The sequence below is a fragment of the Runella limosa DSM 17973 genome (genome assembly GCF_000482465.1).
Lineage (GTDB): Bacteria > Bacteroidota > Bacteroidia > Cytophagales > Spirosomataceae > Runella > Runella limosa.
This window is the reverse complement of the sequence record NZ_KI519420.1, coordinates 636,343-651,360: the sequence shown is the minus strand read 5'-3', so window position 1 is coordinate 651,360 and position 15,018 is coordinate 636,343. Positions and strand designations below refer to the sequence as shown.

Sequence of the window (15,018 nt, the reverse complement as noted above, 5' to 3'; positions counted from 1 at the left end):
TTCTGTGTTAGTTTTAAAAAAAACGACAGGGAGAAAAATCGAGGGAGCAAGCTACTAAAAAAAAGATAACCAAATGGACAATGGTAGTAGTGATTAACTACTACCATTTGCTTTCATTCGTTCCTTAACCTATCAGTATTTTTAGTATAAATATCAATTTCAGAAGAAAGTGGGCAAGTTTAAAAAACTTGTTTCAAATAACTGTGCGGTACTGTGCCGCTCAAAGCGAAATTTACAAAAATCTTTCCAAACTATACGTCATTTTTTTTGCAAGTGACTACTCAGCCCCTCAGAATAAATTAAGCAGCGAAAAAGCCAAATTCTACTTTTTTTACAAAAAACGGTTCTCCTATCTTACTGTCTCAAAGGCGGTTGGGAAAAACGCAGGCAGCCAAGCATTCGTTTCATCTTATTTTGTGAAATTTTTATGCCTAACTCGACGTTAAACAAGCATAGTAGAAACCAGTAGTCACCATAACGTACAGTGCCATGAAAGATCGTATTTTAAACATCCTTGAAGAATTTGGCGTTGAGCGCCGCGCCGTCACAGAAAATGTACATTTTGTAAAAGATTTAGGGTTTGACAGCCTCGACACTGTTGACTTAATGATGAAGCTTGAGCAAGAGTTTGGCTTGCGCATCCCCGACGAAGATTATCACAAACTCACTACATTGAGTAAACTTATCCAGTACCTTGAAGAAGAACAAAGCGTTGCGATGGCCGCCTAAGGTAAGCAACCCATTCAAACACTTTTAAGAGGATATGGCTATGATGGTCATATCCTCTTTATTTTTGTGACTTACTTGTACACGACTATGTACCCTTTATTCTCGGACGAATACTACATGCAATTGGCCCTTTACGAAGCCGAAGCCGCCGCCGAAGCAGGCGAAATCCCCGTGGGAGCGGTGGTCGTATGCCAACGTAAAATCATTGCCAAAACCCGCAACCAAACCGAACAACTGACGGATGTCACTGCCCATGCCGAAATCTTGGCCATCACGGCAGCTGCTTCGTATTTGGGCGGAAAATACCTCCGCGATTGTACGCTTTACGTAACGCTTGAGCCTTGCGTGATGTGTGCGGGCGCACTGTACTGGTCACAAATTGGTAAAGTCGTCTATGGTGCTTCCGACGAAAAACGCGGTTTTTCACTCGTCAAACAGCCCCTGCTCCATCCCAAAACGTTGGTTCGCCGAGGCGTACTTGAAGAAGAAAATACGCAATTGCTGAAGAATTTTTTCCTCAAGCTGCGAACATAAAACGCGGGCATGATGTTTTGCTCTCGAACATACAATCTTACTTTTAAAATAAACAACCAATCACATGGCTTTTACATTAGATCCGCTTCCATACGCATCTGACGCGTTGGAACCCCATTTCGACCAAACGACAATGGAAATCCACCACGGTCGTCACCATAATACTTACGTTACAAACCTCAACAATGCCGTGGCAGGTACACCAAACGAAGGTAAAAGCATCGAAGAATTGGTAGCCAATGCAGGCGCTATCTCACCAGTCGTTCGTAACAACGGCGGTGGTCACTGGAACCACACTTTTTTCTGGAATATCCTTTCACCCAACGGTGGCGGCGCTCCAGTAGGTGATTTGGCGGCGGCTATCGACGCTAAGTTCGGTTCATTTGATGCGTTCAAAGATGAGTTCAAAAAAGCAGCATTGGGTCGTTTCGGTTCAGGCTGGGCGTGGCTTATCAAAACCGCAGACGGAGGAGTAGCGATTACTTCTACTCCTAACCAAGACAACCCGTTGATGGACATTGCCGAAGTAAAAGGCACACCGATCATCGGTCTTGACGTGTGGGAACACGCCTACTATTTGAAGTTCCAAAACAAACGCCCCGACTACGTGGATGCGTTCTGGAACGTGGTAGATTGGAACAAAGCCGAAGCTACTTTCCAAGGAGCGTAATTGCCAACGAAAACAGCCCAAAAGCTTAATAACTTTTGGGCTGTTTTACACCAAAGCATAGCTTATTTTTTCCAACCCTTTGGTATATACTTTTACAATAAAAATACGATTAACTGCCTAGCATATACCTTATACAATATTCTCTTGTCTCCAATTAGTCAATTCTTGTTGTAATGTTTCGATTTGTACTAATTGGTTAGCAATAATTACGTCTTTAGCCGCTATCACCTCTTCCTTGCTCCGCAAAACAAGCCTTATTGCCTCATTTTCATCCATTTTTTTGGTTAAAATAGTGCTACTATTCAATTTATTTTCGTTATTGTCTGAGAAAAGTTGATCAATCTTTATCCCAAAAATTGCGGCTAACTCAGGTAAATATCTAGCTGAGGGGTATGTATGACCCGCTTCCCAAGAACCGTAAGTGTTGGTTTTGATACCAAGTTGCTCGGCCACAGCCTGTTGGGTCAATTTTGAGGCTGCGCGGTATTGACACAGCTTTGCTCCAATACTACTCATGTGTTGGCTGTTGTAGGTGAGAGAAAAATTTGTACAAAATCAAAATTACAAAGATAGTTTGTCCAAACAAATAAAAAAGCCGTTTTTTTGATATTTTTTGTCAAATTTTCGTATCAGCTCTAACTAAAATTAATTCTATGTTTGTTCCATCCGAAAGCAGCCACTCGCAATAGTGCGGGACTAAAACCCTTCGGTAAACAAAAATAATGGAAAAATTAACAGAAAGTAAGTTTGGAAAATTTGAGGGAAATGAAATAACAGGATTAATGTACCTCAAAGGAGGCGGTGAATGTACAGGTGGTGGCGCTATAAATAGAGGAACTGAAATTAGAAATGGAGTTATATTTGACGTTTGGAGTGAATACGATGCCGACAGTATTGGAGCTGACGGTGCAGTAACTTACACAAGGTACAGAACTACTGCTTATGAACGATTAGAAGTTGGTGATTGACATTAATGTTAATAATTTGTTCGTACTAAGTTACTACTTTATTAACAGTAAAGGCTTAAATCTCTTTAACAGGGCAAAAAAGATTTGTAAAAATAATTTTTTTTGCCCTGTTAGTTATAATTTTATCAAACAAAAAATATTTTATAAATTTTTATTACTTAATTTCTGTAGAACAATGAAAAATGTCTCAATAAGTTGCCTTTTTGTATTATTTTATTCTTTTTGGAGCATGGCGCAAATACCCTCTAAATTGAAAAACTATTACTCATTGATTAATAGCGCAGAAATTGCAATATGTGACAGTAATTATTCTATTGCCTCTAAATATTACACAGAAGCAATAGATTTAGTAGAATATCCATTTGCGCAAGATATTTACAACGCTTCTATTTGCTCAATAATGATGCGTGATTTTCAAAGTACACTAAAATTATCACAAAGGCTTGTTTTGAAAGGTTGTGAATTAGATTTCTTTCATAAATTTATCTACAAGGAGTTTAGAAAAGACAAAAAAAGGTGGTCTTTATTTATGAAAAATTACCCATTTTTACGAAAAGAATTCTTGAAAAAATACAATAAAAATTTAGCCATATCACTAAAAAAAATGGTTGAAGCAGATCAAAATTATTATTGCGAAGCTCCAAAACAACTAAGCAACAATATATTTTCTGATAGTTTATTTAAAAATGATAGCTACTTGGCTAAAGAAATGATGAATATTTTTAAAAAGCACGGTTATCCGACAGAAGAATTAATAGGTGTAAACATAATAGATACATCAATAGTTTTTTTTCCTACTTTCAATGTATTAATACGGCACAATTACCAAAAAAAACGATTTGATTTTACTTCTTATCTTGAAGAAGCTGTTCATTCGGGAAAACTTAAATCGGAGCTATTTTGTAACTGGTATAGTTTCCAAAAGGGGGGGAGTGGTTATGGAGAGCAAGGATTAATTGAACAATTTAATTGTGGTTTTTATTTATCAAAACTTTCTGGGACAAAAGAAAAAATAAATATCAATCGTCTTTCTATGTCATTACCACCTATTGATGATTTAATAAAAAAAATAATATTTTATCATTGTGTAAAAAATAGAACTTTTGTTCTCTATGCTCCTATAGGTATCATTCCAGGCTACGATAAAGAGACAGAAAGTACACTGCAAAGATTTAGTATTCACTTGCCGTATAAAGTAAAAGAATGTACTCCAAAATAATAATTACTTTTACCTTTTATTAATGAAAATATTGTATGATTTACATTTTTGCACCCGTTTCTGAAAAATCCGTAAATATTGTGATATCATATTTACTTTTGCAAAGAAAAACAAGCTGGTGTAGAAGCGAAATAAACCCTTTTTTAGAGATACAAAACAAAATTACTACAAACAACCTTTTTACATCATTTTGGTATAGAAAGGGAAGAATAGTTTATAGCAATACTGCACAAATTGAGATACTGAAAACGTATTTAAGTTCTGAACATTTTATTGCCTCCGACTTTATAATCCATCAACTGGAACAAAAACCTCACATAGGCAATTATTTTCAGCGATTCCCCAACAAACTCTGGCATTTAGAAATGGCAAGGCAGGCGGGTTTGGGTGTACCCGATATGCTTATTACTACTCAAAAAATAGAAGCACAAGAGTTTATCAAAAAGTATTCATCAGTTATCAACAAATCCATCAAAGACTCATTCACTGGCACTTTTGAGGGCGTGTATTACTACAATCATACCGAGCGCGTATCAACAGAGGTAGTGGAGGAGTTAGATGAAGAGTTTTTTCCTACATTATTTCAAGAAGAAATTCCTAAAGAGTATGAGTTAAGGGTGATTTTTGTGCATGAAAAAATGTGGGCAGGAGCCATTATGTCGCAAAGCGACCCTAAAACTTCCTTGGATTGGCGCAACTATAACCACCAAAAACCCAATCGAATCGTACCTTACAAACTACCAAGTGAGGTAGAAGAAAAAATAAGAAAATTTGCTCAACTGGCCGACCTCAACACGGGAGCTATTGACATGATAGTGAGTAAGGATAAACGCTATGTTTTTTTGGAGTGTAACCCCAACGGACAAATTAGCATGGTATCTGAAAAGTGTAATTATCCCATCGAAAAATACATCGCCGATTTTTTGGCAAACGCATGAACCAAAAAGAAATGGGAGAGATTCCCGAATTAAAAGGTGTAAATGGGTTACCCGTCACCTTCAAACTCCTGACCAAAGTGGCTGTAAACGAAACACCCAAAAAGAATCTTTTTTTTTACGTTGCGGCTTATCAAGGCATGGCATTGGCCGAGGCTTTTGAAAAACCCTATTCAAAAATTATCAACTGGCAAGAATAGAATGGCAGAGTCATTTTTTAGATTGTATGCTTGCTGTTTATTGGTAAAAGGAACTAAACGAAGCATGATTTGTGACGTACAACGAGGTAGTTTTCATTTAGTGCCTAATGGACTATATGAGATACTTACTGAGCATAAACAACGCGCTATCAGCGCTATAAAAGCGACTTATCAACACCAATACGACGAAACGATTGATGAATATTTTGATTTTTTAGTAAGCAATGAGTTTGGTTTTTATTGCGAAGAGCCTGATTTGGAGTTGTTTCCAGATATTTCGATGGATTGGGAAGTACCTTTTGAGATTACCAATGCCATCATTGATGTAAATACCCAAAGTCAACACGATTATACGCGTATTTTAGACCAATTTGAAAATTTAGGATGTCGCCACTTTCAACTAAGGGTTTATGTTGAAAAACCATTGAATTACTATGTAGATTTATTAGATAATCTTGAAAATCGACGTATCATTTCGGTTGAGTTACTTATCAAATTCGGTGCTGAAACTATCCTCGAAAACTTGAAAAAATTGACAGATAAGTACCCAAGGATTCACAACTTGATAGTACATAGTACTTCATTCAATCAAATCAACCCCGACCCGTCGGGCATGGGAAATGTGGTCTTTGTTAAACAAGAGATTAGTAACGCAAACCATTGCGGTTTAATCTCGACGGACTACTTTTCAATCAATCTTACAACTTTTTTGGAATCCCAAAAGCACAATACCTGCCTCAATCGCAAGATTTCGATAGATGTCGAAGGTAACATCAAAAATTGCCCTTCGATGACCAAAAGCTATGGCAACATACGCGATACTACGCTCCGTGAGGCTATTGAAAAACAGGGATTTAAAGATGTATGGTACATTCATAAAGACCAAATAGAGGTTTGTAAAGATTGCGAATTTCGGCATATCTGCACCGACTGTAGAGCATATATTCAGGACCCCAACAATATCTACTCCAAGCCTGCCAAATGCAGTTACAACCCCTACACAGCTACTTGGGGTGATGATAACCCTACTAACAATCCGCTGCATGGTAAATGAGTAAATTTCCCTTTTACAAACAGCTTGACGCGATGGATTGCGGGCCTACGTGCCTACGGATGATAGCCAAGTACCATGGCGTGTCGCATAGCCTTCAATCGCTCCGCCAACGTACTGAGATAGGCAAAGACGGGGTCAATCTACTGGGCATTGCCCAAGCCGCCGAACAAATAGGATTTAGGACACTGGCCGTAAAAGTGTCGCTCAAAAAACTTCTCCAAGATGCGCCCTTGCCCTGTATTGTGCATTGGCAACAAAATCATTTTGTGGTAGTACAGCCCCCTCGCCCCCAATGGGGGAACTTTTTTCTCCCTTCTCCTGCAAGGAGAGGGGCAGGGGGCGGTCCGCAGCGCGGTGAGGTTCAAGTCGCTGACCCTGCCAAGGGGCTTCTCACTTACACCCATGCCGAGTTTGAATCGGCTTGGGCTACATCAGAAGAAAATGGCGAAAAAGTAGGCATTGCGTTACTTTTAGAGCCTACACCCAAGTTTTTTGAAGATAAAGACGCTCTTGACCAAAAGACGCAAAGTCTTGGCATTGGCTCGCTGTATGGCTATTTGTGGCGATATAAACGGTTATTGGTTCAGTTAGGACTGGGGTTGTTGGTAGGTAGCGTGCTACAATTAGTATTGCCTTTTCTCACACAATCGGTGGTAGATACGGGCATCCAAACCCGCAACTTGCATTTTATCTATTTAGTATTGGCAGCTCAATTGATGCTGTTTGTAGGACGGATGTCCGTGGACTTTATCAGGTCATGGATACTAATGCACATCAGTACCCGCATCAATCTCAGCATTTTATCGGATTTTCTGGCCAAGCTGTTGCGACTCCCCATCTGGTTTTTTGACAGCAAACAAACGGGTGACCTCATGCAGCGCATCGGCGACCATAGCCGTATCGAAAGTTTTCTGACGGGTACATCCCTCAGTACGCTCTTTTCTGTATTGAGTTTGATTATTTATGGAGGCGTGTTGGCCACTTACCATTTGGCCATTTTTGGGGTGTTTGTACTTTTTAGTGGATTATATGTGACATGGATAGTTTTGTTTTTAAAATACCGTCGGCAGTTAGATTACAAGCGATTTGCATTGGCCTCCCAAAATCAAAGCAGCCTAATACAGCTCATTACGGGGGTACAAGAAATAAAAATGAACAATGCTGAACACCTCAAACGTTGGCAATGGGAAAACCTGCAAGTAAAGCAGTTTAAACTCAGTATGAAAGGTTTGGCCGTTGGGCAATACCAGCAAGCAGGGGCAATGTTTCTGAATGAAGGCAAAAATATCATCATCACGTTTTTGGCAGCTACGGCAGTAGTCAACGGGCAGCTTACGCTTGGGGCAATGATGGCTTTGCAGTACATCGTGGGGCAAATGAACAGCCCCGTGGAGCAAATGATCCAGTTTATGCAACATTGGCAAGATGCTAAGATAAGCTTGGAGCGATTAAATGAAATACATGAGGTGGAGGATGAAAGCCCCCAAACCCCCAATGGGGGCTTCAATACCATTTTTAAAGCCCCCACTGGGGGTTTGGGGGCTGGATTGTTGCTACAGAATCTTTCTTTTACCTACCCAGGGGCGGGCAACGAGCCTGTTTTGAAGGATGTTAATCTATTTATTCCAGAAGGAAAGATTACGGCCATTGTGGGTACAAGCGGGAGTGGCAAAACAACCCTTCTTAAACTGCTATTGAAATTTTATCCTATCGCTACTGGAACTATTTCCACTCCTTTCGGCGACTTACAGGCTTTAGCTGCTCGTTTTTGGCGGAGTCAGTGCGGAACAGTACTACAAGACGGGTTTATTTTCTCAGATACCATCGCCAACAACATTGCCGTAGGCGACGAAACTCCGAACATTTCTCGGCTTTTATATGCTGTAAAAGTAGCTAATATCCAAGACTTTATCAATTCATTGCCTTTAGGTTTCAATACCAAAATAGGGGCAGAAGGAAATGGTATTAGTCAGGGTCAACGGCAACGCTTGCTCATCGCCCGTGCCGTGTATAAAGACCCTGCTTTCTTGTTTTTTGATGAGGCTACTAATGCCCTTGATGCTAACAATGAGCGGGTGATTATGGAAAACTTAGAGGATTTTTTCAAGAGTGGACCAGCAGGTCAGCGAACTGTCGTGGTCGTAGCCCATCGGTTGAGTACGGTCAAGAATGCCGACCAAATCATCGTAATGGAAAAAGGAGAAATAGTAGAAGTAGGCACACATACCACCCTCACAAACCGCCGTGGTAAGTATTACGAATTAGTCAAAAATCAGTTGGAATTGGGAAATTAATCATGCCAAATCAGCCACAAAACCCTATTCACCTGCGGAGTAGCGAAGTAGATGAAATTTTGAGCCTGCCGCCTGCGTGGTTGGTTCGGTGGGGCATTACTGTATTTTTCTTTGTACTGCTAATACTGGTATTGATAGGATGGTTTGTCAAATATCCCGATTTAGTAACTGGCAATTTACGCATCGTAAGCGATAATTATCCTAAGTCAGTCAATGCCAAGCTTGATGGAAAACTGGTTAAACTCTTCGCAAAAGAAGCCGACTTTGTTCAGAAAGGGCAACATTTGGCTTTTTTGGAAAGTACCGCCGACCCAGAAGAAGTACTTGCTTTGGCAGCCGTTGTGGATTCGTTAGTAATTGATAGCCAACGCAATGATTTGCATAAAATGTATCAGTTATCTATACCTTTTTATTTTCAATTGGGCGAATTACAAAAATCTTTTCAGGTGTTTCAAGAAAACTATGTTCGTTCCAAGGCACTCTTGAAAGGGGGGAGTTTTGACCAAAAAAAAGCAGCATTACAAAACGATCTCTCGCAACTTTCGATACTCGAAGACAACCTTAATACCCAGATTATCAACCATAAAAGCGATTTAGAACTGTCCGAGACAGACCTCCAAATGAATCAAAAATTGCAAAAAGAAAAAGTAGTAGCTGACGTAGAAGTACGACGTTCGCAAAGTATTTTTATTTCTAAAAAACAGGTACTTGACCAAGCCAAGACGGCCTTCAACAACAACGGAATGGCACAAAATCAAAAAAGGCAAGAGTTGCTGGACTTAGAAAAAACGCGGATTGAGCAATATAACAGCCTTTTTCAGGCCATAAATACCCTAAAAAGCGACATCGAAGCTTGGAAACAGCGCTATGTAGTGAGTGCGCCAGTGATGGGTAAAGTTTCCCTTTTGTTACCCCTCCAAGAAGGTCAAACCCTCAAAGCCAACCAAGATTTGTTTTATATACTTCCCCAAAGCTCGGGCTTTCATGCAGAGATGTATCTGGGACAGTACAATTTTGGGAAAGTAAAACAAGGGCAAGAAGTAATTATAAAATTACCCAGTTATCCTTTTCAAGAGTTTGGCACAGTGCTTGGACAAGTTAAAAGCATTTCCGAATTACCCCAAGATAGCACCTACTTACTCAAAATCAGCTTTCCAAAAGGGTTAGCTACCTCTTCAAAACGAAAAATTCCATTTCGCAACGGAATGATGGCTACTGGCGAAATCGTAACTGATGATTTACGTCTCATTGAACGGCTTTTTTACGACTTCCGAAAAATGTTAAAAAGGTAGTTTTTACGTTCTTTCTTCACTGCAACAATTTTCGCTTCTATTGCGTATTTGAAAGGTACAAAATAAACTTATTCGCGATTGTGGTTGTTATCATCTACCTTTGCATATTAAAATCATACTTCGCCTATTTTGACACCTTCCATGGCTGCAATTAATTGCTCATTTTGCGGCAGACGCAAGAACGAGGTTCAGCTCCTGCTTTCGGGCATCGATGCCCATATTTGTAACTTCTGTATCGAACAAGGATACGGGGTAGTGCAAGAAGAGTTGTACCCAAAAAAGAAAAAAGAAAAGCCTTCTACCCCGAAGTTTAACCTCGTTAAACCACTGGAAATGAAGCGCTACCTCGACCAATACATCATTGGTCAGGACGAGGCCAAACGGACGCTTTCGGTGGCAGTTTATAACCACTACAAGCGGTTGATGCAGCCAAAATCAAACGATGATGTGCAGATTGAGAAATCGAACATCATCATGGTGGGGGAAACAGGAACGGGGAAAACGTATTTGGCCCGTACCATTGCCAAAATGCTCCAAGTGCCTTTCTGTATCGCGGATGCGACCGTCGTGACCGAAGCAGGTTATGTAGGCGAAGACGTAGAAACCATCTTGACGCGTCTCCTCCAAGCGGCCGATTACAATGCCGAAGCTGCCGAACGCGGCATCGTGTTTATTGATGAAATTGACAAAATTGCGCGCAAAAGTGATAACCCTTCCATCACCCGCGATGTGAGTGGCGAGGGGGTTCAACAAGCGCTTCTTAAATTGTTGGAAGGCTCAGTGGTAAACGTACCGCCGCAAGGAGGTCGTAAACACCCCGACCAAAAACTCATTCCGCTTAATACCGAAAACATTTTGTTTATCTGCGGAGGGGCTTTTGATGGTATTGACCGCCACATTGCCAAACGTATCAACTCGCGCCCGATTGGGTTTACAACCGACCGTCGTTTGGGTGAAATTTTCGACAAAGGCAACTTGCTCCGCTACGTAGCAGCCCAAGATCTCAAGTCGTTTGGATTGATTCCTGAGCTTATCGGCCGTCTTCCAGCGTTGACGTACCTCAATCCGCTCGACCGCGATGCACTTCGTCAGATTTTGACTGAGCCTAAAAATGCGTTGACGAAACAATACAAAAAATTGTTTTCAATGGAAGGCATCAAGCTCCATTTCGACAACGACGTACTCGAATACATTGTTGACCAAGCGTTGGCGTACAAACTCGGTGCCCGTGGTCTGCGCTCCATCTGCGAAGCCATTATGACCGATGCAATGTTCGATTTGCCATCCAACAAAGACGTTACCGAGTTTACCCTTACGCTCGATTACGCCCGCGAGAAGTTTGAGCGCTCTTCTATGCACGTACTTAAATCAGTTGCCTAATGACACCGCTCGTACTTCTTCACGGCCACGGTATTGATAGTTCAATTTGGGAAGGCATCAAGAAATACCTTCCCAAATACCCTATTTTTACCCCTGAACTTGCCTCCGAAACTCGCTTTGTGAGCATCGAAGACTACGCCGCAGGGCTTCGAGAGTGGTTGTTGGAGCAAGGCATTGAGCGCTGTGTGCTGGTTGGGCATTCGATGGGTGGCTACATTGCGTTGGCTTTTGCCGAAAAATACCCTGAATTGTTGGCTGGATTTGGGTTGTTTCACTCCACCGCTTACGCCGACGATGACGCCAAGCGCGAGCAACGCCTCAAAACACTCCGTTTCATGGAAACCCACGGAGCGGCGGCGTTTATTAAACAGGCCTCTCCCAACATGTATGCTGAAAGCTACCTCGAAAAGAATCCAGAGGCGCTTTCAAATCATGTTCAAACGTACTCCCAATTGCCTACTAATGCGGTGATTGCGGGCTTCAAAGCCATCATGAATCGCCCCGACCGTACGGCAGTTTTGGAGACGACATCCCTTCCTGTTTTATTCATTTTTGGGAAAGAAGATAAATTTATTCCTTTTGAAAAGAACATCGGGCTCAGTGAACTTTCCCAAAATGCGCAGACGCTCGTGCTGGCCGAAGTAGGCCACATGGGTATGTTTGAAGCGCCCGAAGCCTGCGCAAATGCGTTGGCGGAGTTTTTGAAAAATATCGAATAAGGGACTGCTATTCTTGGCTTTCTGAAAGAATCTATGGAACTTTGACCAACAGTTCTCGCTTCTACCCCTAGAAACGGTGCCTGCGAAAGCCTCCGTGCGGATGTTTTCAAGCTATTTTACCCACTAAACAAATATGCTCTCGAACGAAACTCTATTTTTTGGAGCGTTTACGATTTTTGTCATTTTCGTAATGCTCATCGACCTTGGTGTGTTTTCCAAGAAAAAAAGTCACATTGTTAGTTTTAAAGAAGCAGGTATCTGGAGTGCCATTTGGGTGGCGCTGTCGGTTGCCTTCTATTTCTTTATCAAACAATACGGCTACCTCATCCACGACGTGTCGGATATGGCTCATTTACAAGAAATTGTAGATAAATACGCCAAACATCTTGTCCTTGTTCCCGATAACTTTGAAGCAAGTCTCCAAATCTTTGAAAACAACATGGCCCTGGAGTACATCACAGGTTATTTGGTGGAATATTCGCTGTCGGCCGACAATATTTTTGTCTTTATCCTGATTTTCAATTCGTTTGGTGTCCACGAAAAGTTCTACAAAAAAGTCTTGATTTGGGGAATTTCGGGTGCTGTTGTGCTTCGTTTTATCTTCATTTTTGTAGGCTCGGCCTTGCTCCAACAATTTGAATGGATTATCTACATTTTTGGTGGTTTTTTGGTTTACACTGGGGTGAAAATTTTGTTCGAAAAAGAAGAAGACGAACAAATGAATCCCAACGATCACATCGCGGTGAAGTTTGCCTCAAAATACTTCAATGTGTATAAACGCAACGTCATCGACCACTTTTTTGTCTATCACAAGCGGTTCAAAAAATGGTACATCACACCTATTTTTGTGGTGGTAATTGTGATTGCTTTCACCGATTTGATTTTTGCCGTGGATTCTATTCCCGCGATTTTCTCCATCACCAAAGACCCGTACATCGTCTTCTTTTCCAACGTATTTGCCATCATGGGGCTACGTTCGATGTTCTTTTTCTTGTCGAGCATCATGGATAAGTTCCACTACCTCAAGCCTGGCTTGGGCATCTTGCTTTCGTTCATTGGAACCAAGATGATTGCCCACAGCTATTTGGAAAAATGGGGCTTCAAAACGGTGTACTCGTTGTACATCATTGTGGGAATTTTAGCCGTGGCGGTCATTGCTTCGTTGTTATTTCCCCCTAAAGAAAAAACACCCGCTAAAGCATGATTTATCACATCGTTTCCTCGGCTTATTGGGCTGAATTTGAAGATAAAGCGGCTTATTTCAGTGAAACATTCGACGCTGAAACATTCATCCATTGTAGCTTACAAGAGCAGATTGCGGGTGTCTTGGAGCGGTATTATGTGGGCGCCACGGGCTTGGTTTTGCTGCACATCGACGAGTCAAAGCTTACCTCAACGCTGCTTTATGAACCTGCTCCGCACAACGGAGAGTTGTTCCCGCACATTTACGGTGGTATCAATCGCGAAGCTGTGGTGGAAGTAACCCCTGTTTCGTAGTTAATAAAACACCTTCCCGAAAGTTTAAAACTTTCGGGAAGGTGTGAACTTTCGGGGAGTTTTCAGTTTTACACCTCAAAAACCATATACTGGTCTGGAATCTCGATGTGTCGGAAGCCTTCCGCTTCGAGGCGATGTTTAAAAGCGATTTGGTTGTCATACTCCCCGTGTACCAAAAATAGCGTCTTCACTTGCGCGGGGTCTTGGCATTTCAAAAACTGAATCAATTCGTTGTAATCGGCGTGCGCTGAAAACGAATCCATCACCTCTACCCTCGCCTTCACTTGGTACGTCTCTCCAAAAATTCGCACTTCCGAATCACCGCGTTTTAGCGCTCCACCAAGACTATCAGGAGAACAGTAGCCTACCAACATGATTGTGTTATCAGGGTTGAGGATATTGTTTCTGATGTGGTGTTTAATCCGTCCCGCTTCAGCCATCCCAGATGCCGAAATAATTACACAAGGCTCTTTGAGGTCGTTGATGGCCTTCGACTCCTGTACATCAGACACATAGTGCAAGTTAGGGAAGTTAAACGCATCGCCGTCTTTCTCGATATATTCCAAAATATCAGGATTAAAGTATTCATCATGCTTGCGCATGATAGAGGTTGCCTTGATGGCCAACGGACTATCAATAAATACTTTCAGACGGGGTAAAAGTCCTTCGTTGGCCAATTGGTCGAGGGCATAAATGAGTTCTTGGGTGCGGTCAATGGCAAAGGCAGGGATAATCAATTTTCCTCCTCGCGTTACGCACGTATCGCGAACCACCCGAAGCAAGTGCGCCTTCATGTCAGGTTCAGGTTCGTGCTGACGATTTCCGTAGGTTGACTCACAAATAATCACTTGGGCTTGCGGGAATGCCTCGGGGCTGCGCAAGATTTTATCATCAGGACGACCTACATCCCCCGAAAACGTAATTTGCTTGTCAATGCCTTGGTCTTTGATGGTCAAATGCACCGCTGCACTTCCCAAAATATGCCCCGTATCGGTAAAGCGTACTTTTATCTCGTCGGTATTGAGCCAAAAATCTTGGTGATAATCGACTGTCACCAGCAATTCGAGGGTTTTGCGCACGTCGTTTTCGTCGTACAACAACTCCAACTCTTCGTCACCACGCTTTTTGCGACGCTCGTTGATTCGCTCCAAGTCTTTTTGTTGGATAAAAGCGCTGTCGAGCAACATAATATTACACAAGTCGGCCGTAGGTGGTGTACAATAAATGGGGCCGTTAAAGCCCTTACGAACCAAGCGAGGTAGCAACCCCGTGTGGTCGATGTGGGCGTGGGAGAGCACCACAAAATCAATTTCATCGGCTTTAAAGCCAAAGTTTTGATTGAGATCTTGGGTATTAATTCCTTGAAACATCCCACAATCAAGCAACACTTTTGTTCCTTTTTCGGTCGTAATCAGGTGCTTCGAACCTGTCACACGGCGCGCCGCGCCAAAGAATTGTATTTTCATCTAATTTTTAGTTTATTCTGCATTTTATAGAACACGGATTGGGCAGCCCCATCTGCATTCG

The 15,018-nt window shown here is 41.8% G+C and carries 16 protein-coding genes; 14 read left to right on the top strand and 2 right to left on the bottom strand.

Going from position 1 to position 15,018, the window contains the following annotated elements; translation table 11 throughout:
- The first annotated feature begins 489 nt into the window (after nt 1–489).
- The 3 genes from acpP (at nt 490) to K339_RS0112650 (ending at nt 1,933) form a co-directional block, all read left to right on the top strand.
- On the top strand, nt 490–729 hold the full coding sequence (acpP, locus tag K339_RS0112660; RefSeq protein ID WP_028523909.1) for an acyl carrier protein: 240 nt from the start codon (nt 490–492) through the stop codon (nt 727–729).
- An 87-nt stretch (nt 730–816) separates the two neighbouring features.
- Nucleotides 817–1,263: a nucleoside deaminase gene (locus K339_RS0112655; RefSeq protein WP_028523908.1), complete on the top strand. Its 447-nt coding sequence runs from the start codon at nt 817–819 to the stop codon at nt 1,261–1,263.
- A gap of 64 nt (nt 1,264–1,327) precedes the next feature.
- The gene (locus K339_RS0112650) at nt 1,328–1,933 is read left to right on the top strand and encodes a superoxide dismutase (RefSeq protein ID WP_028523907.1); all 606 of its coding nucleotides are present in this window, start codon (nt 1,328–1,330) and stop codon (nt 1,931–1,933) included.
- A gap of 129 nt (nt 1,934–2,062) precedes the next feature.
- On the opposite strand, the gene K339_RS33555 is transcribed toward K339_RS0112650, so the two are convergent.
- The gene (locus K339_RS33555) at nt 2,063–2,449 is read right to left on the bottom strand and encodes a helix-turn-helix domain-containing protein (RefSeq protein WP_037300252.1); all 387 of its coding nucleotides are present in this window, start codon (nt 2,447–2,449) and stop codon (nt 2,063–2,065) included.
- A gap of 206 nt (nt 2,450–2,655) precedes the next feature.
- Here K339_RS33555 and K339_RS0112635 point away from each other — a divergent pair, with 206 nt between their 5' ends.
- The 11 genes from K339_RS0112635 to K339_RS0112585 all read left to right on the top strand — a co-directional run bounded on the left by K339_RS0112635 (nt 2,656) and on the right by K339_RS0112585 (nt 13,491).
- Nucleotides 2,656–2,901 carry a hypothetical protein gene (locus K339_RS0112635; RefSeq protein ID WP_028523906.1) on the top strand — a complete coding sequence of 82 codons (246 nt, stop codon included), beginning with the start codon at nt 2,656–2,658 and terminating at the stop codon, nt 2,899–2,901.
- Between the two features lie 175 nt (nt 2,902–3,076).
- Nucleotides 3,077–4,120 (top strand): hypothetical protein, encoded by a 1,044-nt coding sequence (locus K339_RS0112630; RefSeq protein WP_157607575.1) that lies wholly within the window; start codon nt 3,077–3,079, stop codon nt 4,118–4,120.
- Nucleotides 4,121–4,155: 35 nt separating this feature from the next.
- Nucleotides 4,156–5,058, top strand: a complete 903-nt coding sequence (gwsG, locus tag K339_RS0112625; protein WP_028523904.1) for a grasp-with-spasm system ATP-grasp peptide maturase — start codon at nt 4,156–4,158, stop codon at nt 5,056–5,058.
- On the top strand, nt 5,055–5,255 hold the full coding sequence (locus K339_RS0112620) for a hypothetical protein (RefSeq protein WP_028523903.1): 201 nt from the start codon (nt 5,055–5,057) through the stop codon (nt 5,253–5,255). The genes gwsG and K339_RS0112620 overlap by 4 nt, the downstream gene beginning before the upstream one ends.
- 1 nt (nt 5,256) lies before the next feature.
- Nucleotides 5,257–6,309 (top strand): grasp-with-spasm system SPASM domain peptide maturase, encoded by a 1,053-nt coding sequence (gene gwsS / locus K339_RS0112615; RefSeq protein WP_084332197.1) that lies wholly within the window; start codon nt 5,257–5,259, stop codon nt 6,307–6,309.
- Nucleotides 6,306–8,603, top strand: coding sequence for a peptidase domain-containing ABC transporter (locus K339_RS0112610; RefSeq protein ID WP_028523901.1), 2,298 nt, complete (start codon nt 6,306–6,308; stop codon nt 8,601–8,603). Before gwsS ends, K339_RS0112610 begins: the two co-directional genes overlap by 4 nt.
- Nucleotides 8,604–8,605: 2 nt before the next feature.
- Nucleotides 8,606–9,895, top strand: a complete 1,290-nt coding sequence (locus K339_RS0112605) for an HlyD family secretion protein (protein ID WP_028523900.1) — start codon at nt 8,606–8,608, stop codon at nt 9,893–9,895.
- 141 nt (nt 9,896–10,036) lie between these two features.
- Entirely contained in the window at nt 10,037–11,275 is a 1,239-nt protein-coding gene (gene clpX / locus K339_RS0112600; protein ID WP_028523899.1) for an ATP-dependent Clp protease ATP-binding subunit ClpX, read from the top strand.
- On the top strand, nt 11,275–11,994 hold the full coding sequence (locus tag K339_RS0112595) for an alpha/beta fold hydrolase (protein WP_028523898.1): 720 nt from the start codon (nt 11,275–11,277) through the stop codon (nt 11,992–11,994). Before clpX ends, K339_RS0112595 begins: the two co-directional genes overlap by 1 nt.
- Nucleotides 11,995–12,127: 133 nt before the next feature.
- Complete coding sequence (locus K339_RS0112590) at nt 12,128–13,198, top strand: TerC/Alx family metal homeostasis membrane protein (RefSeq protein WP_028523897.1); 1,071 nt, start codon at nt 12,128–12,130, stop codon at nt 13,196–13,198.
- Nucleotides 13,195–13,491 carry a DUF952 domain-containing protein gene (locus K339_RS0112585; protein WP_028523896.1) on the top strand — a complete coding sequence of 99 codons (297 nt, stop codon included), beginning with the start codon at nt 13,195–13,197 and terminating at the stop codon, nt 13,489–13,491. The genes K339_RS0112590 and K339_RS0112585 overlap by 4 nt, the downstream gene beginning before the upstream one ends.
- Before the next feature lie 68 nt (nt 13,492–13,559).
- Here K339_RS0112585 and K339_RS0112580 read toward each other — a convergent pair whose 3' ends face one another.
- The gene (locus K339_RS0112580; protein ID WP_028523895.1) at nt 13,560–14,957 is read right to left on the bottom strand and encodes an MBL fold metallo-hydrolase RNA specificity domain-containing protein; all 1,398 of its coding nucleotides are present in this window, start codon (nt 14,955–14,957) and stop codon (nt 13,560–13,562) included.
- Nucleotides 14,958–15,018 lie beyond the last annotated feature (61 nt).

Excerpts from the sequence above, each read along its gene's own strand:
- acpP (WP_028523909.1), top strand. The coding sequence starts at position 490 with ATGAAAGATCGTATTTTAAACATCCTTGAAGAATTTGGCGTTGAGCGC.
- K339_RS0112655 (WP_028523908.1), top strand. The coding sequence starts at position 817 with ATGTACCCTTTATTCTCGGACGAATACTACATGCAATTGGCCCTTTAC.
- K339_RS0112650 (WP_028523907.1), top strand. The coding sequence starts at position 1,328 with ATGGCTTTTACATTAGATCCGCTTCCATACGCATCTGACGCGTTGGAA.
- K339_RS33555 (WP_037300252.1), bottom strand. The coding sequence starts at position 2,449 with ATGAGTAGTATTGGAGCAAAGCTGTGTCAATACCGCGCAGCCTCAAAA.
- K339_RS0112635 (WP_028523906.1), top strand. The coding sequence starts at position 2,656 with ATGGAAAAATTAACAGAAAGTAAGTTTGGAAAATTTGAGGGAAATGAA.
- K339_RS0112630 (WP_157607575.1), top strand. The coding sequence starts at position 3,077 with ATGAAAAATGTCTCAATAAGTTGCCTTTTTGTATTATTTTATTCTTTT.
- gwsG (WP_028523904.1), top strand. The coding sequence starts at position 4,156 with ATGATTTACATTTTTGCACCCGTTTCTGAAAAATCCGTAAATATTGTG.
- K339_RS0112620 (WP_028523903.1), top strand. The coding sequence starts at position 5,055 with ATGAACCAAAAAGAAATGGGAGAGATTCCCGAATTAAAAGGTGTAAAT.
- gwsS (WP_084332197.1), top strand. The coding sequence starts at position 5,257 with ATGGCAGAGTCATTTTTTAGATTGTATGCTTGCTGTTTATTGGTAAAA.
- K339_RS0112610 (WP_028523901.1), top strand. The coding sequence starts at position 6,306 with ATGAGTAAATTTCCCTTTTACAAACAGCTTGACGCGATGGATTGCGGG.
- K339_RS0112605 (WP_028523900.1), top strand. The coding sequence starts at position 8,606 with ATGCCAAATCAGCCACAAAACCCTATTCACCTGCGGAGTAGCGAAGTA.
- clpX (WP_028523899.1), top strand. The coding sequence starts at position 10,037 with ATGGCTGCAATTAATTGCTCATTTTGCGGCAGACGCAAGAACGAGGTT.
- K339_RS0112595 (WP_028523898.1), top strand. The coding sequence starts at position 11,275 with ATGACACCGCTCGTACTTCTTCACGGCCACGGTATTGATAGTTCAATT.
- K339_RS0112590 (WP_028523897.1), top strand. The coding sequence starts at position 12,128 with ATGCTCTCGAACGAAACTCTATTTTTTGGAGCGTTTACGATTTTTGTC.
- K339_RS0112585 (WP_028523896.1), top strand. The coding sequence starts at position 13,195 with ATGATTTATCACATCGTTTCCTCGGCTTATTGGGCTGAATTTGAAGAT.
- K339_RS0112580 (WP_028523895.1), bottom strand. The coding sequence starts at position 14,957 with ATGAAAATACAATTCTTTGGCGCGGCGCGCCGTGTGACAGGTTCGAAG.